Source organism: Robbsia sp. KACC 23696 (assembly GCF_039852015.1).
Taxonomy (GTDB): domain Bacteria; phylum Pseudomonadota; class Gammaproteobacteria; order Burkholderiales; family Burkholderiaceae; genus Robbsia.
In genome coordinates, this window is record NZ_CP156627.1 from 529,250 (window position 1) to 553,426 (window position 24,177).

23 protein-coding genes and 5 pseudogenes are annotated in these 24,177 nt (G+C 57.7%); 13 read left to right on the forward strand and 15 right to left on the reverse strand.

Annotated elements, in window-relative coordinates; all coding sequences use genetic code 11:
* Positions 1-282 precede the first annotated feature (282 nt).
* Positions 283-1,155 carry an NAD(P)-dependent oxidoreductase gene (locus ABEG21_RS17125; RefSeq protein WP_347557844.1) on the forward strand — a complete coding sequence of 291 codons (873 nt, stop codon included), beginning with the start codon at positions 283-285 and terminating at the stop codon, positions 1,153-1,155.
* Between the two features lie 30 nt (positions 1,156-1,185).
* Here the strand turns inward: ABEG21_RS17125 and ABEG21_RS17130 are convergent, their stop codons facing one another.
* From ABEG21_RS17130 to ABEG21_RS17140, 3 genes are all read right to left on the reverse strand, one after another.
* Positions 1,186-1,494: a hypothetical protein gene (locus ABEG21_RS17130; protein WP_347557845.1), complete on the reverse strand. Its 309-nt coding sequence runs from the start codon at positions 1,492-1,494 to the stop codon at positions 1,186-1,188.
* Positions 1,495-1,788: 294 nt separating this feature from the next.
* Positions 1,789-2,151 carry a response regulator gene (locus ABEG21_RS17135; protein ID WP_347557846.1) on the reverse strand — a complete coding sequence of 121 codons (363 nt, stop codon included), beginning with the start codon at positions 2,149-2,151 and terminating at the stop codon, positions 1,789-1,791.
* Between the two features lie 83 nt (positions 2,152-2,234).
* A complete protein-coding gene (locus ABEG21_RS17140) occupies positions 2,235-2,741 on the reverse strand; it encodes a HAMP domain-containing sensor histidine kinase (RefSeq protein WP_347557847.1) in 507 nt (168 codons plus the stop codon).
* Positions 2,742-2,840: 99 nt separating this feature from the next.
* On the opposite strand from ABEG21_RS17140, the gene ABEG21_RS17145 reads away from it, so the two are divergent.
* Positions 2,841-2,984: a hypothetical protein gene (locus tag ABEG21_RS17145; RefSeq protein WP_347557848.1), complete on the forward strand. Its 144-nt coding sequence runs from the start codon at positions 2,841-2,843 to the stop codon at positions 2,982-2,984.
* Between the two features lie 126 nt (positions 2,985-3,110).
* Here ABEG21_RS17145 and ABEG21_RS17150 read toward each other — a convergent pair whose 3' ends face one another.
* From ABEG21_RS17150 to ABEG21_RS17160, 3 genes are all read right to left on the reverse strand, one after another.
* Positions 3,111-4,070, reverse strand: a complete 960-nt coding sequence (locus tag ABEG21_RS17150) for a DUF3626 domain-containing protein (protein WP_347557849.1) — start codon at positions 4,068-4,070, stop codon at positions 3,111-3,113.
* 489 nt (positions 4,071-4,559) lie between these two features.
* Entirely contained in the window at positions 4,560-5,180 is a 621-nt protein-coding gene (locus ABEG21_RS17155; protein WP_347557850.1) for a LysE family translocator, read from the reverse strand.
* Between the two features lie 109 nt (positions 5,181-5,289).
* Positions 5,290-5,856: a helix-turn-helix domain-containing protein gene (locus ABEG21_RS17160; protein WP_347557851.1), complete on the reverse strand. Its 567-nt coding sequence runs from the start codon at positions 5,854-5,856 to the stop codon at positions 5,290-5,292.
* A 124-nt stretch (positions 5,857-5,980) separates the two neighbouring features.
* On the opposite strand from ABEG21_RS17160, the gene ABEG21_RS17165 reads away from it, so the two are divergent.
* Positions 5,981-6,715, forward strand: coding sequence for an SDR family oxidoreductase (locus tag ABEG21_RS17165; protein ID WP_347557852.1), 735 nt, complete (start codon positions 5,981-5,983; stop codon positions 6,713-6,715).
* Between the two features lie 65 nt (positions 6,716-6,780).
* Positions 6,781-7,380 (forward strand): NADPH-dependent F420 reductase, encoded by a 600-nt coding sequence (locus ABEG21_RS17170; RefSeq protein WP_347557853.1) that lies wholly within the window; start codon positions 6,781-6,783, stop codon positions 7,378-7,380.
* A gap of 56 nt (positions 7,381-7,436) precedes the next feature.
* Here the strand turns inward: ABEG21_RS17170 and ABEG21_RS17175 are convergent, their stop codons facing one another.
* Positions 7,437-7,883, reverse strand: a complete 447-nt coding sequence (locus ABEG21_RS17175; RefSeq protein ID WP_347557854.1) for a helix-turn-helix domain-containing protein — start codon at positions 7,881-7,883, stop codon at positions 7,437-7,439.
* Positions 7,884-8,007: 124 nt separating this feature from the next.
* Here ABEG21_RS17175 and ABEG21_RS17180 point away from each other — a divergent pair, with 124 nt between their 5' ends.
* Both ABEG21_RS17180 and ABEG21_RS17185 read left to right on the forward strand, forming a co-directional pair.
* Positions 8,008-8,643, forward strand: a complete 636-nt coding sequence (locus tag ABEG21_RS17180; protein WP_347557855.1) for an NAD(P)-binding domain-containing protein — start codon at positions 8,008-8,010, stop codon at positions 8,641-8,643.
* A 52-nt stretch (positions 8,644-8,695) separates the two neighbouring features.
* Positions 8,696-9,637 carry an SDR family oxidoreductase gene (locus tag ABEG21_RS17185; protein ID WP_347557856.1) on the forward strand — a complete coding sequence of 314 codons (942 nt, stop codon included), beginning with the start codon at positions 8,696-8,698 and terminating at the stop codon, positions 9,635-9,637.
* A 505-nt stretch (positions 9,638-10,142) separates the two neighbouring features.
* Here the strand turns inward: ABEG21_RS17185 and ABEG21_RS17190 are convergent.
* Entirely contained in the window at positions 10,143-10,421 is a 279-nt protein-coding gene (locus tag ABEG21_RS17190) for a helix-turn-helix domain-containing protein (protein ID WP_347557857.1), read from the reverse strand.
* Positions 10,422-10,668: 247 nt separating this feature from the next.
* On the opposite strand from ABEG21_RS17190, the pseudogene ABEG21_RS17195 reads away from it, so the two are divergent.
* A pseudogene (locus ABEG21_RS17195) lies at positions 10,669-11,548 on the forward strand (IS3 family transposase); the annotation flags it as partial.
* Between the two features lie 97 nt (positions 11,549-11,645).
* Here ABEG21_RS17195 and ABEG21_RS17200 read toward each other — a convergent pair.
* A complete protein-coding gene (locus ABEG21_RS17200) occupies positions 11,646-12,719 on the reverse strand; it encodes an excisionase family DNA-binding protein (RefSeq protein WP_347557858.1) in 1,074 nt (357 codons plus the stop codon).
* 315 nt (positions 12,720-13,034) lie between these two features.
* Between ABEG21_RS17200 and ABEG21_RS17205 the strand changes: the two genes are divergently transcribed.
* Both ABEG21_RS17205 and ABEG21_RS17210 read left to right on the forward strand, forming a co-directional pair.
* A complete protein-coding gene (locus ABEG21_RS17205; protein ID WP_347557859.1) occupies positions 13,035-14,600 on the forward strand; it encodes a methyl-accepting chemotaxis protein in 1,566 nt (521 codons plus the stop codon).
* Positions 14,601-14,769: 169 nt separating this feature from the next.
* Positions 14,770-15,033, forward strand: a pseudogene (locus tag ABEG21_RS17210) (transposase); the annotation flags it as partial.
* A 14-nt stretch (positions 15,034-15,047) separates the two neighbouring features.
* Here the strand turns inward: ABEG21_RS17210 and ABEG21_RS17215 are convergent.
* Positions 15,048-16,205, reverse strand: coding sequence for an IS30 family transposase (locus ABEG21_RS17215; RefSeq protein ID WP_347557860.1), 1,158 nt, complete (start codon positions 16,203-16,205; stop codon positions 15,048-15,050).
* Positions 16,206-16,266: 61 nt separating this feature from the next.
* Between ABEG21_RS17215 and ABEG21_RS17220 the strand changes: the two are divergent.
* The 4 genes and pseudogenes from ABEG21_RS17220 to ABEG21_RS17235 form a co-directional block, all read left to right on the forward strand.
* Positions 16,267-17,148 (forward strand): annotated as a pseudogene (locus ABEG21_RS17220) (IS3 family transposase); the annotation flags it as partial.
* Between the two features lie 95 nt (positions 17,149-17,243).
* Positions 17,244-17,468 (forward strand): annotated as a pseudogene (locus ABEG21_RS17225) (DDE-type integrase/transposase/recombinase); the annotation flags it as partial.
* A gap of 82 nt (positions 17,469-17,550) precedes the next feature.
* A pseudogene (locus ABEG21_RS17230) lies at positions 17,551-18,142 on the forward strand (integrase); the annotation flags it as partial.
* A gap of 496 nt (positions 18,143-18,638) precedes the next feature.
* The gene (locus ABEG21_RS17235; protein WP_347557861.1) at positions 18,639-20,273 is read left to right on the forward strand and encodes a methyl-accepting chemotaxis protein; all 1,635 of its coding nucleotides are present in this window, start codon (positions 18,639-18,641) and stop codon (positions 20,271-20,273) included.
* A gap of 138 nt (positions 20,274-20,411) precedes the next feature.
* On the opposite strand, the gene ABEG21_RS17240 is transcribed toward ABEG21_RS17235, so the two are convergent.
* The 5 genes from ABEG21_RS17240 to ABEG21_RS17260 form a co-directional block, all read right to left on the reverse strand.
* Positions 20,412-20,756 carry a site-specific integrase gene (locus ABEG21_RS17240; protein WP_347557862.1) on the reverse strand — a complete coding sequence of 115 codons (345 nt, stop codon included), beginning with the start codon at positions 20,754-20,756 and terminating at the stop codon, positions 20,412-20,414.
* On the reverse strand, positions 20,731-21,051 hold the full coding sequence (locus ABEG21_RS17245; protein ID WP_347557863.1) for a hypothetical protein: 321 nt from the start codon (positions 21,049-21,051) through the stop codon (positions 20,731-20,733). The genes ABEG21_RS17240 and ABEG21_RS17245 overlap by 26 nt, the downstream gene beginning before the upstream one ends.
* 155 nt (positions 21,052-21,206) lie before the next feature.
* A complete protein-coding gene (locus tag ABEG21_RS17250; RefSeq protein ID WP_347557864.1) occupies positions 21,207-21,653 on the reverse strand; it encodes a DMT family transporter in 447 nt (148 codons plus the stop codon).
* Positions 21,654-21,678: 25 nt separating this feature from the next.
* The gene (locus tag ABEG21_RS17255; protein WP_347557865.1) at positions 21,679-22,932 is read right to left on the reverse strand and encodes an arsenic transporter; all 1,254 of its coding nucleotides are present in this window, start codon (positions 22,930-22,932) and stop codon (positions 21,679-21,681) included.
* Positions 22,929-24,173 carry an MFS transporter gene (locus ABEG21_RS17260; protein ID WP_347557866.1) on the reverse strand — a complete coding sequence of 415 codons (1,245 nt, stop codon included), beginning with the start codon at positions 24,171-24,173 and terminating at the stop codon, positions 22,929-22,931. The genes ABEG21_RS17255 and ABEG21_RS17260 overlap by 4 nt, the downstream gene beginning before the upstream one ends.
* Positions 24,174-24,177 lie beyond the last annotated feature (4 nt).

The following is a 24,177-nucleotide window of genomic DNA, read 5'->3' on the forward strand; positions in this document are numbered from 1 at the left end:
TCCCGATATAAAAGCGCGCGGACGCGCAGCGCCGGCAGGCTGCGAAAGAGACGCGGTTGTTGTCCCGGTACCAAGTATCGCGAGCGCCCCCCACGCTCGCAAATGAAAAGAAAGAGGGCGGTATAGCCTGCGGTTATGCGCCTGGTGCCCCCGCATCCTTGATGTCGGGCGCGAAAACTTGACGCGGGACGTGATGCGCCGTATATTTATATCGATCGGTAAATATGTTACCGACGGGGCCTGCAGGGCCTTACGCCCCCTCACCCTAAGAGGATTGAATCGATGACACGTATCGCATTTATCGGTGTCGGCAGCATGGGCGCCGCCATCATTCCGCATCTGCTCGGCGCGGGCTTTCAGGTCAGTGCCTGGAGTCGCCGCAGCGAGGCGGTCGAGGCGTTGCCGGGCGTTACGCCGCTCTCGCAAGCGCGCGATGCTTTCCTCGGCCACGACGTCGTCATGACAATGCTATCCGACGACGCAGCGGTCCGCGAGGTCATCATCGACAGCGGTGCTTTACGTGCGGCCGACAGACGCGTCGTGCATATCGTGATGTCGACTTTATCCACGCGCTTTGTCTCGGAAATACAGGCCGCGCATCGGGAGGCGGGCGTTGGCTATGTGGCGGCGCCTGTTTTCGGCGTGCCTGCGGTGGCGGCGCGTGCCGAGCTGAACGTCTTGCTCGCCGGCGCCGGCGCCGACGTACAAACGGCCATGCCCATTCTCGCGGTCATCAGTAAGCAGATTTGGCCCTTGGGCCAGGAGCCGGTGCGGGCCAATATCGCGAAAATCGCCGGCAACATGATGATCACCCTCGCCATCGAGGCGATGGCCGAAGCCAGCGCGCTCGTAGAGGGGCACGGCTTGCCGGCGGCCGATTTTTTCGACGTTGTCACGCAGACGATGTTCGCGTGCCCGAGCTATCAGCGTTATGCGCGCAACATCGCAACACAAAGTTATGCGCCGGGCTTCAAACTCGCGCTCGGACTGAAAGATGTGAACTTGGCGTTGGAGGCCGCGGCGGAAGCAGGCGCAGCCGTGCCCAGCGCGAGAATCGTGCAAAACAGCATGCAGCAAGCAATGCAAGATGGAAACGCAGCCAAGGACTGGTCGATTCTCGCGGAAGCCGCCCGGCAACGACCAGTCGATGCCTGAGGCCGCGACCGACGGTTTCCGCTATCGCCCTCAGTTGCTGTCGTTATTGTCTGCCGGCGCCGTATGCCGGAGCTGCACGACGCATTGTCGGAACGTACTCACTTGAACCTGCACCGGCGTCATGTATTCGGATAGCCGGTACGTCGCTTCGATCACTTTGGGCGAACGCGTCTGGCGACTATAGCGTTGCTCTTCTTCATCGAGCGGGACGCCGTTCTGGTGATCATTGGCAAACGTCCAAGCCAGATCGGCCAGGGAATGACAGGCTTCTTGAATCCGATCGGTGCGTAACGTTGCCGCGTGTGCGCAAGCGACAATCGCCGCTGGGCTAGCCAGCAAAATGAGCGTCAGGACCTTTCTCCACTGCTGAGATCGTGTCCTGCTTCTCAGCGTGCAAGGCGCCACCGGCCCGCGCTTTTCCCCATCTAACCGACGCACATTACCCCCGAGCACGACCAGTGCAGTGCTTATCGCACTATTTTGAGACTGACCCGCGGAAAGCGCGCAATCCGCGGGTCAGTCGTTTTCGTTTTTTATTTTTACATCTTACTTAAGATTTCTATTTTTTCATTACGATACTAAACTGTCAACTCTAAGATGCCGCGTCTCGGATAGTGCAAAAAACCCGACATATCACGATGCCGGGCGCAACGTCGCGATCAAGGCGATAAGTCGCTCGACATCGAGCGGTTTAGTGAAATGTTCATCGAAGCCGGCAGCGAATGCGGCCTCGCGATCCCACGGGAGACCGTAGCCCGTAACGGCAATCAACGTGACGCGCGAACCCAGCATCGTCCGCACACGCCGCGCCAGTTCATATCCGTCCATATCCGGCAGCCCGATGTCTAAGAGACAGAGATCCGGAAGATCGTGCTGCACGCGGCTTAATGCAGGTGTCGGATGGTATGCGACCATCGTATCGTGGCCTAATTCCTGCACAAGCATAGATAACACCTCCGCCGCGTCCTCGATGTCGTCCACGACGAGTACTTTCAAACGATGCTCCGCGCTGACATGAGCGGATAGGGCGAATGTCGGTGGTTTAACGACCTCTCTTTCTCGTGCAACCCGCGGCAGCGTCACGGTAAAGCGGCTTCCCTTACCGAGCCCTCGCTTTGCGCCTGGACGCTGCCGCCCTGTAGTTCGACAAGGCTTCTCACAAGTGCCAGGCCGATCCCCAATCCGCCCGCGGTACGGTCCGATGTCCGCTCGGCTTGGACGAACATCTCAAAACAATGGCCCAATAACTCGGTCGACATGCCCACGCCAGTGTCGATGACGCAGAGATGAACAGTGCTGTCCACCGAGAGTTCAACGGCGATATGACCATTTTCGGGGGTGTAACGCGCCGCGTTTGTCAGCAGGTTCGTGAGCACCTGCAACAGGCGTTTCGGATCGCCTCGTACCAGCGTCGTCTCCGGCGAGGTGTGCAGTGCCAGTTTGTGACGTCTCGATTCGATCAGCGGCCGCACCTGTTCAACCGCTTCCACCACGCTCTGGTAGACGTCGACAATCTCCTCTTCGAGCTTTACCTGCCCGCGCGTGACGCGCGAGACATCGAGCAGATCATCGACCAAGCTCGTCATGTGTTTGACCTGACGCACGGCTTGCGCTCGACCAGTTTGATCGCGCGTTGCCCCGCCGACGCGCATCACCCTAGCCTATCCCAAAAAATGACGGCGTTCATGATGCACGAAGCCGACTTCATCTTGACGGGAAAGGCCGCCAGCATCCGATACCTGCATCACGCCTTGAAACAAGGCGGCCTCGCGGCGTCCCGCTTGCGCGTCAAAGCGTATTGGGGGGAGGGAAAGACGGGGCTGGATTGAATCGCGCAGCCGCGCGGCGCGGCGCGGCGCGGCCGAGCGCACTGCGCAAAATGGCGGGCGTGTCGTTCCCTGCAACTGGTCGTCGAAGAGGTGGAACAGATGCGGCGCTTTCGCGGCCGTCACGCCTCAGACCAGCACGACCTGAATGCCGTACTTGCGAGCGAACTTCTCGAACGTTTCTTGCAATGTTTTCGAACTAACGACCTTGAAGGACTTGTTCTTCAGAGCGATGTTCTTCAAGTCGGCTTCGGCATTGGTCAGTTCATGATTCGAAATGACAATCTTCGCTATATCGCGATCGAAGTTCAGTCCGCCGTGAACGTGGGCTTCGATATAGGCGGTATCCCCTAATCCGGGTACCTGCAATGCTGTCCCCAACGACACGCCTTTATACGCGTCGTATAGCGCCTTGAGCATCGTATCGGGCATATTCGCGATCAACCGGTCCATGTTCAGGAAGCTCGCGGTCTTGTCGCCCAATGCTGCGCGTAGCCGCGCATTGCCGGCCTCGTCGAAGGAGTCGGTGTGCACGTAGGTGGCATTGTGTTTCACATGCTCCTTCAGGACCATGTGCGACTTACCCCATTGTCCCGCCGATCCGTGTAGCAACTGCGCGTAGTTCAATGCGGCGTATTTCGGACGAATCGATGGCTCGAACGTCAACTCGCTCTTCTTGCCGAACTGACGCAAGCGCCGCAATACATCAGCGTGGACGCTAGCGGGTTTCGCCTTCGTTCCGCTGTAGTCGAACATCGCTTCCTCGGCCTCGTCGCGTGCCGTGATGTAGCTACTGCCGCCCCACTTGTTGCCCCCTTCGAACTGGCTCACGTACCCGGTGCCGCGCGGCTGGCGGTTAAAAAACTTGTAGGCGGCAAAATTGATTGTCAGATCGGCAGTCTGCAAATGCTCGGTCAGTCTTTTCAGAACGGGGTACGCCTGGATGATCGGCACGCCCAGAACGCCAAAGACCCGCAGAAGGGCCTTTTCGCGGTCGGTCGATGCGCTTACCTCTGCCGCCATTCCGACCAGTGAGGCGGCGTCGCGCGCGGCCAGTCGAGCGAGAACCTGATTTCTTTCGCGTGTCATTTCCCGCCCCGAGCGATGTGGTCTTTTATAACGTTTTCATAAAGCTCTTTTAGCGGGAAATGCCCGCGAAAAATGGGCCATGCCTGCGCAGAGCGTGAAGTTGAGCGTATTTAAACACGCAATATTGCGTGCCGCAATCCCGGGAATCTGACAGCAGGGAACGCGCAGGCGGGCGGTGCTCCGACAATGCGGCGACGAGGAAAAACCTGCGAAACAGCAGCAGTACCGGATGAGGCCTGCGACATCAATCATCGGGTTATCGAACCGGCGGCCAGCAACAACCCACGCTAATGCCACCGGGATAGTTAATCAGCCACTGAACCCAGCTACTCGTGCAACCGCGTACCGTCGCCGCGCCAGTGACTTTCTTGAGTCAACCGCTGGGGGTTCCCCCGGTACGGTAGGCATCTCTGGCCTATGAGCTGCGCTTAGGAAGACGTGCATGAGCAGCCAGCGAATCGCCGTTGTGCCAATCGTGGCCCATCACGCTTAGAGTTTCTCAGCGGCGACTTTCACACCCAGACCGATGAACAGGCCGCCCAGCGCCTTCGTGAGCCATACCGAGATAGTCGGATTCTGCCGTAATGCGGTCGTCAATTTGGCTGCCAGGAATACATAAATGACGCTCGTCGTGATGCCGACCATATTGCCCGCGATCCCCAGTTCAATGATGTGCAACGCAGCGCTGGCATCGCGCGGATCAATGAATTGAGGCAGGAAGGCTAGGAAAAAAAGGCCAACCTTGGGATTCAGAACATCACTCAAAAAACCTTGTATAAACGCGCGCCATAACGTCCGTACCTTGGGTTTTACATCCGCTGGACCCACTTTGCCGTTCGACCGGAAAGCACAATATCCCATGTAAAAGAGATATCCGGCCCCAATCCACTTCACGACAGTGAAAGCAGTCGCCGAGGCCATGACAAGTGCAGATAGCCCGGTAGCAGCGCAAATAAGGTGAACGTAAGCACCCAGATTGATCCCAATGGCCGTGCAGATTCCCGCTTTACGCCCTTGCGCGACCGTACGTCCGAGCAGAAGCACCATGTCAGGGCCGGGAACGAGGCACAAAATCAAACTTGCTGTGACGAACACGGCATAGGTATGCATCCCCAAAGCTCACCTCCCATTTTGATGTGCACGACAAGTCCGACGCCGATAAGCGAAGGAAACAAGGCGTCGGCCTGCAACGCCAGCGGGATGTCCCTCAACGACCTGCCTATTTAATCACCCTGTCGGGCGAATCTATCAGAATGGCGCTCGAAATGAGGTCGAAGAGTCGACCGCCCCGTTGTGCGAACGCAGACTGGTCGGCGAGCCAGCCGAGTGACGACATCAGGGCAAACAAATCGACGCCATCCATATCGCTTCGCGCCACCCCCGCTTTCTGTGCCGCTAGCAGCAGCCGTGCGCAAGATGCGTGTACCGCCGCGCATGATGCGTAGAGCGCGGAATCGGGGTCCTCGTGGGCGCTAGCCATCAACGCCGTGACGCCGCTGTAGGTGTGGACAAAAGCCACGCCCTCACGGAACCACGAAATAAGCGCCTCGCCGGGCGGCTTCGACGTTTCGAGCGCGACGGCTTTCTGCGTCAGTGCATCCAGATTCTCCCGGAGCAGCGCATCGAACAACGCTTCCCGCGTAGGGAAATGACGCAAAAGCGTCGCCAAACCGACCTCTGCGCGACGCGCGATATCACGCATGGATGCATCCGCCCCATGCTCGGCAACGACGCACCGCGCAACGGCAAGCACATGGTCGTAATTCTTTTTCGCGTCGGCACGCATAATGACTCTTGACAAGTGGATCAGTGATCCATATATTTCACATTGAATGTGGATCAGTGATCCATAAGATACCTCGGATTGGCGAAAATGGGAATACGCAGTCCGATACCCAACGGGAGACATCATGGGAAAGCTTCAAGGTAAAGTTGCGGTCGTCACAGGTGGCGCTACGGGCATCGGTCTTGCCGCGGCCAAGCGTTTTATCGAGGACGGTGCTTTCGTCTTCATCTTCGGCCGTCGGCAGGACGCACTGGACGCCGCGCTTGCCACGCTCGGGCCCAATGCCCGCGCGGTCAAAGGCTCGGTCTCCGACCCGGCCGACCTCGACCGACTCTACGCAGCGGTGAAGGCGGAGCGCGGCACACTCGACATCGTTTTCGCCAATGCAGGGGCAGGAAGTCAGGCCGTACTGGGCAAAATCACCGCCGAGCACATCGACGAGACGTTCGATACCAACGTGAAGGGAACCATTTTCACGGTCCAGCAGGCCCTCCCGCTAATGGGGTCAGGCGCCTCGATCATTCTGACCGGGTCGAGCGCGGGGACCACAGGCGCGCCGGGAATGACCGCGTATAGCGCGAGCAAAGCGGCAGTCCGCAACCTGGCGCGGACCTGGGCGGAAGACCTGAAGGGAACGGGCATACGCGTCAACGTCCTGTCGCCCGGTGCCACGGCGACCGAACTCGCGAAGGCGGCGCTAGGAGAAGAAGGTCAGAAGATCTATGCGTCGATGACGCCGCTGCAACGCATGGCAGATCCGTCGGAGATCGGTGCTGCGGCAGCGTTCCTGGCTTCGTCGGACAGCAGCTTCATGACCGCCAGTGAACTTGCCGTCGACGGCGGCCTGGCGCAACTGTAACGCCTGACGTCCTACGGCGCGTCGTAGGACGTGTGCGGCGACCAGACTCATAAAAGGGGAAAGCTATGCGTTACGCAATTATCGGGTTCGGCAATATCGGCCAGGCTCTAGCCAAGGCGTTTGCCCGGAAAAGCATCGACGTATCGGTTGCCGCCAGCCGCGACCCGGAAAGTTTTGCTTCGATCGCGGCAGCGATCGGGCCGAAAGTCATTCCAACAACGTTGTCGGAAGCCGTCGAGGCCGACGTGCTCTTTCTGGCGGTGCGTTTCGAATCGCATCAAGACGTCGCCAAGGTGCTCCCGTCCTGGACGGGAAAGACCCTCATCGACGTCACGAATGCGTACGGCGTGCCTCCCGAGGAATTGCGCGGACGTCCCTCCTCCAAGGCCGTTGAGCAGGCCTTCTCCGGCGCAAAACTGGTGAAGGGCTTCAACCATCTAGGCGCCGCTGTGCTCGCGCAAGATCCGGCCGTAAAGGGCGGTCGTCGTGTCGTGTTCCTGGCAAGCGACGATGACACCGCCGCCGCGCAGGTTGGCGAGCTTGCGGAAGCGCTGGGGTTCGCGCCGGTCAAACTGGGCGGTCTTTCGGAAGGTGGACTGCTGGTACAGGCACGGGGGAAAAGCTGGGGTCAGCTGATCTTCAAGGACTTGGTCAAATTCGATTAAGCCATCGCGCATCTGGCGAGCACACGTTCAACGTATCGAACTGGATGTCCTGATTTCTAGCTCCCTGGAAACAGGCATCCACCGCTGCGTACCAAGGCCTTCAACTCCTCACTCACTTCCGTGGGATTCTGTCGCAGTCGGGCAGCAAACACCTTGCTGCCGCGCAGGTACGATTTCGCATCGTGCTTCGCGCTCCACAGCGCGATGTTAAGCACGACCGGGATCAGATCCAGACCCTTCTCGGTCAGTGTGTAGAAGTCTTTGCGCCCATCGTCAGGATTCGGCGTCCTCGCGAGAATCCCTTGCTCTTCCAGCAACGACAGCCGGGAGGCCAGGACATTGGTCGCGATTCCCTCTTCCGATTTCAGGAATTCACCATACGTCTTCTTGCCGGCGAAAACGATGTCGCGAATGATCAGCAGCGACCACTTGTCGCCAAAGATCTCGACACCGTAGTTCACCGCGCAATGGGACCGAAAGTCTTCTTTGCTCTTTGTCTTCATAGCGTGATGATAACATCACTTGCTTGCCGCAAGTAATTTCTCATTTTCACTTGCTTTCCGCAAGTGATGTGAATAGCATTGTTGTTGAAGCACACGGTCACGCTAACTCTGAGGGAAATCGGACATGAGCACTATCAGCATCATCGGCACAGGCGGCATGGCTAGGGCGATAGGCGGTCTGGCCGCAAAGGCCGGATACACCGTCGAGGTCATGAGTCGCGACGTCGTTAAGGCGCGGGCGTTTGCCGAGCAAATCGGCGGCGGCGCGACGACGGGCAAATACGGCACACCGCCGGCCGGCTATATCGTCATTCTGGCGGTTCCTTACGGCGCCGTGCTGGAGGTCGTGAAGCAATATGGCAACGCGCTTGCGGGCAAGATCCTCGTCGACATTACGAATCCCGTCGCCGCTGACCATATGAGTCTCGTCACGCCCATCGACCGTTCCGGCGCGCAGGAGATTGCCAAGGTCGCGCCTGCCGATGCACCCGTCATCAAGGCATTCAACACCCTTTTCTCCCACGTGCTGGCCGCCGAACGCGCCGAGGGCCAATCGCTGGACGTGTTCGTCGCCGGGGATCATGCACACGGAAAGGCACGCGTATCGGCTTTCATCGAAAGCCTCGGATTGCGCTCGATGGACATCGGGCCGCTGCCGATGGCGCGGACGCTGGAATACGTATGTCTGTTGTCCCTGGGACTTATGACCCACTCGGTCAAGCACTCCCGATTCGCGATCGGCATCAGCCTACTCGCCTGATGGCATCGGCATCGACTTATCTTATATTATCTATTCGTTAAGGATTACTAACATGCATGTTTTCGTCACTGGCGGGACCGGACATTCCGGCCCGTATATCCTCTCCGAACTCATCGGTGCAGGCCACGAGGTCACCGCCTTGGCACGGTCCGACAAAGCTGCCGCAGCAGTGTCCGCGCTCGGCGCCAAGGTGCATCGGGGCAGCCTGGAGGATCTCGATGGCCTCAAGCAAGCGGCAAAAGCAGCCGATGGCGTTATCCACGTTGCGCACCGGCAAGACCTGATCCCCACCGGCGGGATCAACGCGGTGGCCGCCGCCGAGCTGCAGATCATGCTGGCGTACGGCGACGCGCTGGAAAGTAGCGGAAAGCCGTTGGTTGTATCGGGAAGCATCGGTTCACCGGGCTGGGAAGGTCTGGGCCGTTTCGCCACGGAGGAAGATCCTCCCCTCCCCGGCGGCGATCCGCATAAGGGTACGCTGCGGGTTCGCAATATCGTCGAGACGACCGTCATCGGTCTTGCCGAGCGCGGCGTACGGTCATCCGTCGTTCGTATTCCGGAAATCATGCACAGCACGACCGACAATGCCGGTTTCCTTCCGCTTCTCATCGGGCTGGCAAAGGAAAAAGGGATCGTCGGTTACCCGGGAGAGGGCAGAAATCGATGGACTGCGGTGCATGCACGGGACCTCGCCGTCGTGTTTCGCTTGGCGCTTGAAAAAGGCGCGGCCGGCAAAAACTGGCATGCCGTCGCCGAAGAAGCGATACCGTACCGCGACATCGCGGAGGCGCTTGCAAGCCGTCTGAAACTGTCCGCTATCCCTATCCCGGCAGACGTATTGATGCTACCGGGCTATTTTGGCTTCCTCGCGAATCTGGTCACGCTAGACACCCCCGCCTCGAACGCGATCACGCGCGAAGTGCTTGGTTGGACCCCCACCCAACCGAGCCTCTTCGCCGATTTGGACAATGGCCATTATTTTCCTGCCGGCTGAAACAACGGTCGCGGGGATAGCGTCTTATGAAGGTAACCATCGTCGCGCCAATGGCGACGGGTTACATGCTTACCTGGAGCGGCAGTTTTTCGAGCGCCTTCGCGCTTGCCGCGACAGTGGCCTTGGCCAGGGCAGCCGCCATTCTTCTATTGGTGAGAAGTAACGAAAGGACTGTTATGGCAAGCTTTCCACTTTCGACTGCTGGAAGCGAGGAGCACATGACTGGAAAGCAGCCCTGAACCCATCGGTCGAGTCGAAATCGTCGTACCGGCGGTTTTCAGCTTATCGCCCGAACTACGCTGCGCGACTGAAATCGACGAGTGCTTTGAGTGGCGACGGCAATTGACGCCGCCCTGCGTAGTAAAGGAAGAATCTGCTTGGCCGTGGTGACCAGGCGTCGATCGCAATTTTTAATTGGCAGGATGCCACCTTTTCTTTCACAAGTGTTTCATAGACGTAAGCGATGCCTGCCCAATTGCACGCGGCTTCAATCATAAGGGCATCATCATAAAAACGAGGGATTCGGAGACCATTCGCGAGAGAGATTACGTTCAACAGCGTAGCGCAAGCGCGGGTTGCGCTCCAGCAGGCAATCTTTGGGACGCAGGCTAACCTTCAAGGCTCTCTCGTCGGCGTCCAGAGCCCGATAGTGGCCCGTTCCACCGTTACGCGCAATCTCACGCGAAATGGTGGGTGGCGCACAAAGCAACTCCCGCTCTATGGCCCGAATGGAAAGCCCTGCGGACACGCCGCGCGAAATCTCTTCACGTTCACTGAGAGTCAATGCCCGCGACGATTGCTTGCGCGCAGCAAGGCTGTAACCTCCGCATAGCCGGATGACGCCGTAGATCGATCCGGCTGGTTTGCCCAGCGCTTTACCGATGCCAAGAAACGATTCTCCGGCGCGCCACCACCGTCAAACTTCCGCCTTGCCTTCTGTCGGCAACCCAGGCCTTCCCATCTGTGCCGTTCGTCGACCCTCCCTCATTCGATATTAATAGGAAGGTGTTGCAATGACCCATTGAACCCACCGCGCGGTACTTTGCCAGGGAGCCCGAGTAAAGTACCGCATCATCAATGAGCACCGCAAGGAGTGGTCCATTGCAACGATGTGCCGCGTATTGAAGGCGTCGCGCACTGGTTTCTATGAATGGCTGCACCAGCCCGAATCAAATCGCGCTATTGCTAATCGTCGGCTGCTCGAGCTAATTCGAGATTCTTACGTTGCCAGTGGCGGCGTCTACGGCGCGCCGCGCGTGTACGGCGACTTACCTGAAGCGGATGAGACATGCGGTCGAAATCGGGTGGCGCGGATCATGCGGGCCAACAAGATTACGGCTGTCCGTGGATACAAGTCGCCGCGGCGCATCGCCGGTCGTCCATCCATCTTGGCACCGAACCGGTTGAACCGGGAATTCAAGGTCGCCAAGCCTGATACCGTCTGGGTCACCGACATCACGTACATCCGCGCTTGGCAAGGTTGGCTGTATTTGGCGGTCGTCGTCGACCTTTATTCTCGGAAGGTCATCGGCTGGTCGATGAAGCCGACGTTGGCGCGCGAACTCGCGCTGGACGCATTATTGATGGCGCTATGGCGGCGTAAGCCGACGTCCGAAGTCATTGTCCACTCCGATCAGGGAAGCCAATATGGAAGCGACGATTGGCAACGTTTCTGCCGTGCGCATTCGCTAGTGCCAAGCATGAGTCGTAGAGGGAATTGTTGGGATAATGCCGTTGCTGAGTCGTTTTTCAGCAGTTTGAAAAAGGAACGTATCCAAAAGCGTATATACGAGACGCGCGACTTGGCACGCGCTGATATCTCCGACTACATCGAAGTCTTTTTACAATCGAACCCGACGCCACAGTCATCTGGGTGGCGTCAGTCCCGAAGCCTTTGAAATGGCTTCGGCGTGGGGGTCTGATTCGTCCAGCAGACCGGGGGAAGTCCAAGCGGCCCGAGTTGCTGTACGTGAAAACGAGGCATGCTCACGGTGTACCGTTGAAATGGTCACACTCTTTTTAATTGTCGGCCGTGCAATGCCAAATTGATCTTGTCCGAGACTGCCGCTGCCAATGTTTGCAAAGCGGCTCTTTCGGCCACTTTAAACCGACGGGGTTTGCGGCTGATGACGCATAGTGAACCGAGTGGGAACCCTTCGTAGTCGACGATCGGCGCACCTGCGTATGCCCGTATGCCAATTCCACCTGTCACTAATGGGTTAGCACGAAACCTATCATCCTCTTGCGCGTCTTCTACGAAAAACACGCCTTTCTGCAGTATTGTGTAATTACAGAATGCCCATTCCCGCGGCGTCTCGAGGGCTTCAAGTCCATGCCGCGCTTTAAACAATTGCGATTCAGCCGTGAGAATCGTCACTAATGCGATCGGCGATTTCGTACTTGCTGCAACCAACGTGGCAATTACGTTAAGGTCGGACTGTTCTGCGCTGTTTTGCAATTGCGTTCGAGCCACAGCCTGCAACCGCGACATCTCATTTTTAGGCACCGGATAGCGGGTCGCGGCAATGGCGGGCACATTTTGATATGGCGCAATTGTCATCCGAACCTCGGTCGGCAGCAGTGTTTTATTCAATATGCTGATCCGAGATGTCTCTAGATCTAAACGCAGTTCACCGGGCTGTAGATCGGATATCACAACGATGCGTGAATGCGCGAGCCTTTGCGAACCTTGAAGCCTATTGAGAAGTGCCAATCTCTCCCAATCCATGCGGTCGAGTTCGATCACCACTGCTGCCGGCGACAGGTGACCGGCTTCGATCAAGCCAAGTAGCGCATCGTTGATCGTGGTCACCCGAACCTCGGGAAGTTCGGCCAAAATCTGTATGCATCGTTCAGCGGTCGCGTCGCTTGCGATGATCAACACCGTGTATCCAATCCGCGTCGGCTGGACGATCCTACGCTCGCGCAGCGCCAAAACAGCGCTTTCGCGCACACGCCTGTGCCCTCCTGGGGTCTTCCACGAATTGATTACCCCTTCTTCCACCCACGTTTGTACCGTGCGCACGGACACGCCGAGCAATTTCGCGGCCTCCCGTGTTGTGAGGATGGCGTCATCCAACATTTATATTGCTCCGACAATTGATACGGCAATCGTAACAGATTCGAATTATCACCGAAAATTGGCAAAAATAGAACTTTACAGTGGATCCGGTAAAATTGTATGATTCCCCCCCAGCCGGCCTCCCACTCTCCCCAGTGAGGTTGGTTTCAAGCCGGCCCATAGGTCGGCTTTTTTTGTCTGTCTATTACGCTGGTATTCCCCACAAAATTCGGCAAATTAATGATTCCACGACTGCTGCCGTTATAGCGTCTGGGCAGCGATGGACGCGACTTCGCCTAGGCTGTCTAACTACATTTGAATGGGGAAAAATCCTAGATGAAAGCATTAAGAAACATCAGCATCGGTGCGAAGCTCGGAATTGGCTTCGGACTCACACTAGTCGGTCTTTGCCTCATTGGTGCCCTCGCGCTGCTACAGGTTTCAAGGGTGTATCAAAGCACGGATGCCCTGGCCAACAATTGGATGCCGAGCGTTCTAATACTCGGTAATGTACAGTCGGCCGCGACGGCCGTTAGACGAGGCTCGTTAGGTGCGGTGCTCGCGATTACGCCGGAAGGGAAAGCAGCGCAGCTTAAGATACGTAGCGATGCGTTAGCAGGTCTGGATAAATCGCTCGGCACTTACCGTACCCTTGTCTCATCGCCAGAAGAACAGCAGCTGCTTGATGCTTTTACATCGGTGTGGTCGGACTATATGAAGGCGGATGAACAGATCAAGGCGTTGAACGATGCGGGAAGCGATCATTTCGCCGAGGCGAGAAAGTTGGCCGCCAGTAGCTCGCTCGCTCTATTTGCCAAGGCAGTGGATCTGATATCGCAAGACATTGCGCTTAACAATAGAGGCGCGAACGACGCCGCGGCGACAGCAGCGACCGACTATCACAAAACGCTTATGGTCACCGTAGTACTAATCGTACTCGCCGTTTCTATCAGCGTAATAGCAGCGCTCGTTATAACGCGTTCTATCGTTCTGCCTATCCGCCGTTCGCTCAAGGTTGCCGAGACCGTAGCGCAAGGTGACCTGACCTCGGAGATCGTCGACGAGGGAAAGGACGAAACGGGCCAATTGCTCCGAGCGCTACGTCATATGAATGAACGTCTCGCCGATTTGGTTGGAAGAGTTCGTAATGGCAGCGAAAGCATCGCAACAGCCTCAGCACAAATTGCTGCGGGTAACGCAGACCTCAGCCAGCGCACCGAAGAACAGGCCGCCTCTCTTCAAGAAACAGCCGCGAGCATGGAAGAGCTAACGGCCGCCGTTAAACAAAACACCGAAAACGCGCAACAGGGCAACATCCTCGCGGCCAACGCCGCACAAGTGGCCTCGCGCGGCGGTGTGGTGGTCGGCCGGGTCGTCGACACGATGAAAGAGATCAGCGAAAGCTCCCAAAAAGTAGCCGAAATCATCACCGTTATTGAAGGAATTGCCTTCCAAACCAATATCCTCGCTCTGAATGCGGCTGTAGAAGCCGCGCGCGCAGGGGAGGGAGGGCGGGGATTCGCAGTGGTCGCGGGAGAAGTGCGCACGCTCGCCCAGCGCAGTGCAAGCGCCGCGAAAGAGATCAACACGCTAATCGGCAAGTCCGTCCAAACAGTAAGTTCAGGATCGAAGCTCGCAGAAGAAGCAGGACATACGATGAATGACGTTGTCCAATCCGTTAAAAGTGTGACCGACTTGGTGAGCTCGATCTCGGCTGCGTCGTCGGAGCAACAGACCGGAATCGAGCAAGTCAACATCGCCGTCTCGCAAATGGATCAAGTCACGCAACAGAATGCCGCTTTGGTTGAGCAAGCAAGCGCAGCGGCGCAAGCGATGGCAGAGCAATCGAAGAGACTTCGGGATACAGTGACTATCTTCAAGCTTCGTAACACCGCAGCCTGAAATCAAAGAAGAACAATGAACGCATGTGTGTGTTCAGTCATTGATCTGGGCCAGCGATTGACGGGCGAGCATGTGGTGGCGTCGCTCAGTCCAGTGGTGTCGGTGTGTAGTGGTCTAATCCCCCCGGACATCAATTTAGGCGAGAATACTCGCCATGAAGAGGTGTCTGATGGGCAAGCAACGTCGTACGTTTTCCCCCGAGTTCAAGCGCAGTGCCGCATCTCTGGTTCTCGACCAGAGCTATAGCCACGTCGATCCCAGCCGTTCGGTCGGCGTCGCCGAGTCCGTTCTGCGCCGCTGGGTTCAACAACTGCACCAAGAGCACCGTGGCATCACACCGCAGAGCCCTGCCATGACGCCCGAGCAGCAGCGTATCCAGGAGTTGGAGGCGCGGGTTGAACGCCTCGAGAGGGAGAAGACTATTTTAAAAAAAGCCACTTGGTGGGTTCAATGGGTCGTCGCAACAGCCTCGCGTAGTTTATCGGCCGGAGACATGAAGCCCAAGGTCTTTCTCGGCCGTTCATTGAGGCGCGCTGCGATTTTGTTCAGTTGCGCCTGCGAGTATTGATCAAGCTGCGTACCATGGAGCAGATACTGTCGTAGAAGTCGGTTCGTATTTTCGTTGGTGCCGCGTTGCCAGGGACTTCGTGGGTCACAGAAGTAGACCTTCACATCCGTGGCGATCGTGAAGTCTTTGTGGTTTGCCAATTCCATGCCACGGTCCCAGGTGAGCGTCTTGCGTAGATGCTGCGGCAACCGCTTTACCTCGCGTTTAAGGCCCGCCACAACGCTCACCGTGTCCTTGCCTTTAACCTTGACGAGGATGGTGAACCTTGAGCGCCGCTCGACCAGCGTGGCGACGTGAGTATTGTTCGCGCCGCTGACAAGATCGCCCTCCCAGTGCCCAGGCACGGCGCGGTCGGCCGCTTCGGGCGGGCGCTCATGAATCGAAACAGCCCCAGCTATCTTGTTGCGCGCGCCCTTGGTGCTGGAGAAGCGCGAATGACGCATCTTGCGTTGCGTGCGCAAATGATACTGCAACTCTTTCTTTAGAACGCCGCGCGCCTGCACAAACAGGCTGCGATAGATCGTTTCGTGTGACACGCGCATCGACTCGTCATCGGTATATCGGAGCTTAAGCCAGCCGCTTACTTGTTCCGGAGACCATTCGCGAGAGAGCTTCCGTTCAACAGCGTAGCGCAAGCGCGGGTTGCGCTCCAGCAGGCAATCTTTGGGACGCAAGCTAACCTTCAAGGCTCTCTCATCGGCGTCCAGAGCCCGATAGTGGCCCGTTCCACCGTTACGCGCAATCTCACGCGAAATGGTGGATGGCGCACGATGCAACTCACGCGCTATGGCCCGAATGGAAAGCCCGGCTGACACGCCGCGCGAAATCTCTTCACGTTCACTGAGAGTCAATGCCCGCGACGATCGCTTGCGCACAGCAGGGCTGTAACCTCCGCATAGCCGGATTACGCCGTAGATCGATCCGGCTGGTTTGCCCAGCGCTTTGCCGATGCCAAGAAACGATTCTCCGGCGCGCCACCTCCGCCAAACTTCCGCCTTGCCTTCTGTCGGCAACCCAGGCCTTCCCATCTGTGCCATTCGTCAACCCTCCCTCATTCGATATTAATAGGAAGGTGTTGCAATGACCCATTGAACCCACCGCGCGGTACTTTGCCAGGGAGCCCGAGTAAAGTACCGCTTCATCAATGAGCACCGCAGGGCGTGGCCCATTGCAACGATGTGCCGTGTATTGAAGGCGTCGCGCACTGGTTTCTATGAATGGCTGCACCAGCCCGAATCAAATCGCGCTATTGCTAATCGTCGGCTGCTCAAGCTAATTCGAGATTCTTACGTTGCCAGTGGCGGCGTCTACGGCGCACCGCGCGTATACGGCGACCTACGTGAAGCGGGTGAGACATGCGGTCGAAATCGGGTGGCGCGGATCATGCGGGCCAACAAGATTACGGCTGTCCGTGGATACAAGTCGCCGCGACGCATCGCCGGTCGTCCATCTATCCTGGCACCGAACCGGGTGAACCGGGAATTCAAGGTCGCCAAGCCTGATACCGTCTGGGTCACCGACATCACGTACATCCGCACTTGGCAAGGTTGGCTGTATTTGGCGGTCGTCGTCGACCTTTATTCTCGGAAGGTCATCGGCTGGTCGATGAAGCCGACGTTGGCGCGCGAACTCGCGCTGGACGCATTATTGATGGCGCTATGGCGGCGTAAGCCGACGTCCGAAGTCATTGTCCACTCCGATCAGGGAAGCCAATATGGAAGCGACGATTGGCAACGTTTCTGCCGTGCGCATTCGTTAGTGCCAAGCATGAGTCGTAGGGGGAATTGTTGGGATAATGCCGTTGCTGAGTCGTTTTTCAGCAGTTTGAAAAAGGAACGTATCCGCAAACGTATCTACAAGACTCGCGACTTGGCACGCGCCGATATCTTCGACTACATCGAAGTCTTTTACAATCGAACCCGACGCCACAGTCATCTGGGTGGCGTCAGTCCCGAGGCCTTTGAAATGGCTTCGGCGTGAGGGTCCGATTTGTCCGTCAGACCGGGGGAAGTCCATTTTCTCGCACCTCAGCATTCCTCGATAGGGTGTGGTTAACTGATCGCTTACCTTTGAAAGCGATCAATGCCAAGCGGAAAATACCGATTAAGATTCGCCAGCAAAAGTATCTAAACAACCTTGTCGAACAGGATCACCGCGCGATCAAACGTCGAACGCGCCCAATGATAGGTTTCAAAGATTTTCGCTGCGCATGCGTCATCCTTGGTGGAATCGAGACCATGCAAATGATTCGCAAAGGTCAGATGAACGGCTGCGCTAAGGCACTCTCGCCTGCTCAGTAATTCGCCTCCTTAGTTACATAAGTAATCCTACAAATATAGACATTCTTCCGACCCCCAACTCTTATCGCGACAGAACCCGTTCAACTCGAGCAACGACTACGAAGCGGTGCAGGCTTGGCTGTCGTCGCACGAATCGGTGGCGACCCAGCGGGCTTACCACAAGGAAGCCGAACGGCTGATCCTGTGGGCGATTGTTGAACGTGAACGGGCCCTGTCGTCGCTGACGACCGACGACGCGATTGCATATCGCAGCTTCCTCCGAAGGCCTACGCCACATGGGCGCTGGGTCGGGCAATCCCGCCCCAGCTCGTCGTCCGAATGGCGACCGTTTGCACACGGACTGTCTGCCTGGTCAACTGCCTACGCGTTATCTGTGCTCGGCGCTTTGTTCCGCTGGCTGATCGGACAGAGATATCTGCTGACCTATCCGTTCGCCGGCGTCAAGGTACGGGGAAGCGGGCGTTCAACCGCGCTCGACACGTCGCACGCCTTCTGCGGGGGCGAGTGGCAACTTCTGCGAACCATCGCTGACGGACTGGAGTGGTCTTACGGATGGGAGGTTCCGGCCGCGCAGCGCCTGCGGTTTGTGCTGGATCTGGCATTCGACCGGCCTGCGCGCAAGCGAACTCGTGGGCGCGAGGCTCGGGGGCATTCAGACCGACGCCCGGGGCGATCGCGACAACGTCGATTACCTGCACAGCGACGAAATCAAACGTGCCCAGCAGCTCCGCCAGGCTTTTACGGCCGGGTGACTCGCGAACACTTCTGCGTCTGACCCGTTGGCGTCTTAGTGTACTTTGTCGCCCATTTCGTCAAACGCCCCCGATAACGTGACAATGCCTATTTCCCCAATCGGAAAATGTTCCATTGAAAAATACAATAACCATTTTTTACCGATTTGCTGAATTTTGGACGAACTGCGCCGTTAATAGACGAACAAACGTTTGAAACTCGTCAAAGATCAGTAAAATGAAAGGATTGAAAGCAGTGCCCCGACTTGCTGTGTTCTCTGAGCTCGTTCTCCAACTCTTGACCGTCATTTCCACACTGGGCTTGTACTCCGAAAAAACCCTGCACACCAACCTATTTGGGTTGCTCATTGCGCAACCGTAAATAGCGGTTCCGCCAGGGTGTTGTTGTTAGCCCACTAACTTTTTTTGTAAAAATGTGATGAACAACTCAAAAGTATCGACCCGCCTGGCAATTGGTTTTGGAAGCGTTCTGTTTCTGTTGCTCATGATCGCCTTGGTAGGCTTCTACGGCATGTCCATGCTTCACAACAGGCTTGATGGTATAGCGCGTGTCAACAACTTGGAATCGAAGTATGCCAAGGATATGAAAGCCTCCGTTGCGGATCGCGCAATCGCGATTCGCAACATTGCACTGCTGACCGACCCGGCCGCACTGGCGCAAGAGTCAAGACGCGTAGAGAAGCAAAAGAAAATTTATGCGGACGCCGACGACGCTCTGGGCAAGATGTTCTCAACAGAAGCGGGCACTACAGAGCGTGAACGAGCGTTTTTTGCCCAACTTAAGTTAGACAACGCCGCTACCGTACCCTTGATGGATAAGGCCATTGCCTTAGGCATGGCAAATAAGCCCGAAGAAGCAATAAAGGTATTGCTTCAAGAAGCACGGCCAAAACAGGCTGCCTGGTTGATACACCTAAATGAGCTCGCTGATTTCGAAGATCAGTTAAACGCACAAGCCACCGAAGAAGCAAATAGTACCTACCACGCTATCCAAGTCGCTGCGTGGTCGATCGTCGGGCTTTCACTTTTATTGGGTGTATTCCTAGCCGTTTTCATTACTCGCAGTATTCTGAAGCAGTTGGGTGGTGAGCCGACTGTGGCGCAGAATATGGCACGGCAGATCGCGGAGGGCAATTTGACCCAAAAAGTTCACCTTGCCGCCGATGACAACACAAGCCTAATGGCATCGCTTGAAACGATGCGGACCAATTTGAGCGAGATTGTCTCTGGCATCAAGACCTCTGCGGAGTCTATTTCAGTTGCAGCGGGAGAAATTTCACAAGGCAACGTAGACCTGTCGCAACGCACCGAGGAACAGGCCGCCTCGTTAGAAGAGACCGCGGCCAGCATGGAACAAATTACAGCGACGGTTCGTCAGAATACAGAGAATGCACGTCAAGGCAGCACGCTGGCTAATACTGCTTCTGAGACAGCTGCCACAGGGGGAGAGGTCGTGGGGAGCGTCGTTACCACGATGCAGGACATCGCCACGAGCTCCTCGAAAGTTGCCGAAATCATCACCGTGATAGAGGGCATTGCATTTCAGACCAATATCCTCGCACTGAATGCAGCGGTAGAGGCCGCACGAGCTGGAGAGCAAGGTCGTGGATTCGCCGTGGTAGCGGGCGAAGTGCGCACGCTAGCGCAACGTAGTGCGGCTGCGGCAAAAGAAATCACTGAACTGATAGGCACATCGGTAAAGCATGTGACTGCCGGCGAGGCGCTGGTACAAAATGCAGGACAGACAATGAGTGAAGTCGTGCGCTCGGTCAAACGGGTAACCGACATAATGGGAGAGATCGCCTCGGCCTCCAACGAGCAAACCATCGGGATCGAACAGGTGAACGTTGCAGTAAGTCAGATGGACGAAGTGACACAGCAAAATGCCGCCCTGGTCGAGCAGGCGACGGCTGCGGCTCGCGCCATGGCAGATCAAGCGCAAGCGTTGCGTGATTCGGTGGCGATCTTCCGTGTCAATGCCGATTCCGAGGTCTCTTCAGCGCGATATCAGTCACCAGGAATGCAAGGACTTATGCCGTTGGCGGCCCACTGACCTTGCCTCGAAACGACTTATAGTAGACTTTGTTGCAAATAGGCAATATCGTTGAGAGTCTCGTAGTGAGCGCTTCAGCAAAGGGGAAAAAAGCAGTTAAAAGGTTCGCCTAGTCGGTTTCGTGGTGTGCCTTCGCAATCAAAACGCCTCCTCAAGCGCCCGGATGCGACGATGTAATTCCGTTGTGACATAAATGGACGTCGTCGCCGGCGAGACATGGCAGAGGTTTTCCTGCACGATGTCTAATAGTGTGCCAGCTTCGATGGCTCGGGTGCCAAAGGTATGACGCAGCCAATGCGTCGAGGCTTTTGCCAGGCGTGCGGCCGCGTGCGCATCTTCAAGAAGCGACGCCCCGGCGGCACGGGTAAATATCAGCTTGAACGCCAGCGCCAATGAGCGCGGTTCCAGCGGCCGCAAATCCTCGCCCGAGAAACGGCCGATCAGCGGCGTGGTTGGATCACTGCGCGTCGGATCCTCTGGCAAACCTCTTCTGCAAGGCCGCAAACGTTTTGCGGGGGGGCGGGATCGTACGGGCTTTGGTGCGCTTGCCGATCACATCAAGTGTCCAGGCGGTGCCGATCTCGTCGTCAATCCACTTGGCGTTCAATCCTCCGAGAGTGGCGGTGGCTATTTCGGCAAGCCGCAATCCCGTCGAACAACCCAGGATGAACATGAAGCGCGCATGCTCGGCGATCGCGTCTCCCGCATCCCGTTCGATGTGGGCCAGTACGTAAGCGCATTGGGCGCGCATCAAGGCGTGATCCGCCTTGATGCGCACCGCCTCTCGCTCCACCGCGCTCGCTTTGACCCCCGTCCACGGATTGAAGTCGAGTTGCCGAGGCGAAGAAGACCAACGCCATGAGCAGCACGATGCGCCAATCGAGCGAGAGTGGGCGTTGGTGCAATACGGTGCGGCTGTTCACGATTCAAATCTCAGAAGCGTATGACAAGCGCGACGCCCGCCATCATCAGCAATGTGCCGAGCGCGCGCATCCAGCCCAGCGGATGCTCGGCCACACCGATTAGACCGAAATGGTCGATTACAACCGATGCAACTAGGTTGGCGCAAATGGTCAATCCATTGAGCGTGCCGACACCCACTTTCTGCACGAGCGTCAGACCGGCAAACACCGCGACGGCCCCGACGATGCCGCCAAGCGGAGCCCACCATTTCATGCTGCGCAGGTCATCGAGTGTCGGCAACGGTGTCGGCTGAATCCAGAACGCGGCGATGGCAAGGAACGTGACGAGCAGGAACGACACGCTCGACGCAAGCCACGGATTGATAAGCGTACCTTTGAGTTCGCCGTTGATCGGAGCGCCCGCAGCCTGAAGAATGCCGCCCAGGATGATGAAGGGATAAATCCACGCGCCGCTCATTGTTCCTGTCTCCGTTTATGAACCTTCAATGTCCGGTCAGGAGCCGGCTGCCGAGCGCCAGGACGAGCGCGGGAAGCATGACCACGACGCCGACCTTCAGAAACTGCATGAAGCTCACTTCCTCGCCTTCCCGTCGAATCGACGAGAGCCAGAGGATCGTCGCGAGCGAGCCGGTGATCGAAAGATTCGGGCCGAGGTCCACGCCGATCAGCAGTGCGTCGATGACGCGCTGAGGACTGTGCGCCTGCAAAGCGGTCGCGCTGGCGATCAGTCCGGCAGGCAGGTTGTTGATCGCATTGCTTCCGAACGCGATAACGAAACCGGAAGCGGCCGCCGTCATCGGCTGATTCTGTTGGTTTGCCTGCCGCAGAAACGCCGAGAGTTCGCGGATGACACCGGTATGATCCAGCACTTCGACTAGCACGAAGAGGCCCGCGACGAGCGGCAAGACGCTCCACGATATTTCGCTGACCAACTCCACGGGTGACTGGCGCTCCTTTATCAACACGACCAGCGCCGTGAGAATGCCGAGAACCGCAGTGGGCAGACCGAGTTGCAGATCGAGCGCCGAGACGACCAGCAATGCGATCGCCGTGACGCCCATGCTCGCCAGCGTCAGTTTGCCGTTTGTGCTGAGCGGTTCGACCAGCAGGTCGCGCGCGCAGGTATCGCGGAGATTGGCACGCTGGGTCCAGCGCAACATCACGAAAGTGGCGACGATCGACAGCACAGAAGGCAAGGCGAAGCGCGCGACCCAAAGACCGAGCGCCGGCGTGTGATTCGCATAGAGCACGAGGTTCGCGGGGTTCGAGATTGGCAGGACGAAGCTGGCCGCATTCGCGATGAACGCGCAGACGTAGAGCAAGGGTAGCGGCTTTGTTTGTGCCTTTTTGGCGGCAGCAAACACTGCGGGGGTGAGGACGACCGCGGCTGCATCGTTCGACAGAAAGGTCGTCACGACGACGCCCACGAGATAGATCAGAAGAAAGAGCTTGCAAGGCGATCCCTTCGCGAAATTGACGGCGTGCACCGCCACCCAGTCGAACAAGCCTTCACGACGTCCCAGTTCCGAAAGCAGCATCATGCCGATAAGGAACAGATAGACGTCCATGCCCTTGCCGATCGCTTGCCATGCAAGATGGGCTGGAAGCAGCCCGAGCGCGACGAGCATCAGGGCGCCGGTCACGGCCCAGATCGCTTCGGGCCAGCGAAAAGGCCGCAAGATGACGCCGGCAGTCGCGGCGAGCGCAATGCCCCATGAAAAAAAAATCGGATTCATGTCGTCAGAGGGGAATCGTTGTTGGTGCCGTGGATGATGCCGCAAGCTTTCTTTAATGTGGTGCCGAAGAGCAGCCACAGCGCCAGTGATCCAGTCGATACGGCGCCCAGCACAAGAAAAGCAGTCGCGTAGCCAAAGTGTTGGGCGAGCAGGCCGCCGAGCGCAGGACTCAATGCCGCGCCGACTCCCTGCACGGTCATGACCACGCCCAGCCCAACATTCACCCGTCCCGTACCTTGCAACAGACGCACCACCAGCGCAGGCACCGCGACGCTCTGCAAGCCTGCGCCGATGCCGTCGAGCGCCTGCACCGGCCACACGCCCCACGCGGTGATGAACATCGCGCCGGTCATGCCACGCAGCGGCAGCGCGAGGAAGGTGATCAGAATCACCCCCCAGAAACCGATGCGCTGAATCAGGCGGTTCGCAAAGCAGGCCGCGACGACCATCACGAGTTGTGCGACCACGACGGTCTGCGCGGTAAAGGCGCTCGGATCGCCCTGATGCGCGGCGACGACTGCAAGGCCGTAGAGCGGTAGCATCGCCGCATTGCCCAGATGGAACATCGCGAGCGATGCTGCGAGCAGAAGCAAGGGCCGGCAGGTCAGTAATACGCGAAAGCCGCTCGCGTGTTCATGCCCGGGGTTCGACGCGCCAGGCGCCGTTTCTTGGAGACCGCGTGCGATGTCGTGATCGATCGCGTCTCGCCGGATCAGCAGCGTCGAGATGACAGTGAGGATGCCGAACACGACGGCCACCACGAAGACCGCGCCGAATCCGAAGCGCCATCCGAGCCCGCCCGACAGCGCCGCGCCGACCGCGTTGCCCGCGTGATTGGCCACCTGATTGCGGCCGAACTGCCGGTCGAACTCATTCGCGCGCACGATTCCAAGTGTCACGCCGGCCATGGCCGGACCCAGCGCGGCCACCGTCACGGCGGTGAGGATCTGCGACGCCGCCACCATCCAGTAACTATGCGATACCCACAGCACGAGCGATGCAAGCGTCGTCAATATCCCCGCGATGATAATAATGCCGCGCTTGTGGTGCGTGGCATCGACGAGAGCGCCTGCCAGAGGGGTCGCAAGCATGCCGGCGATACCACACAAGGTCATTACCGTGCCGATCGCCTCGGGATGCCAGCCATGCGCCTGAAGAAAGACGCCAAGGAACGGCCCGATGCCCGCCTGCACATCAGCCATGAAGAAGTTCAGTCCTTCGAGCGCGTACTGGGGGTTCATGGCT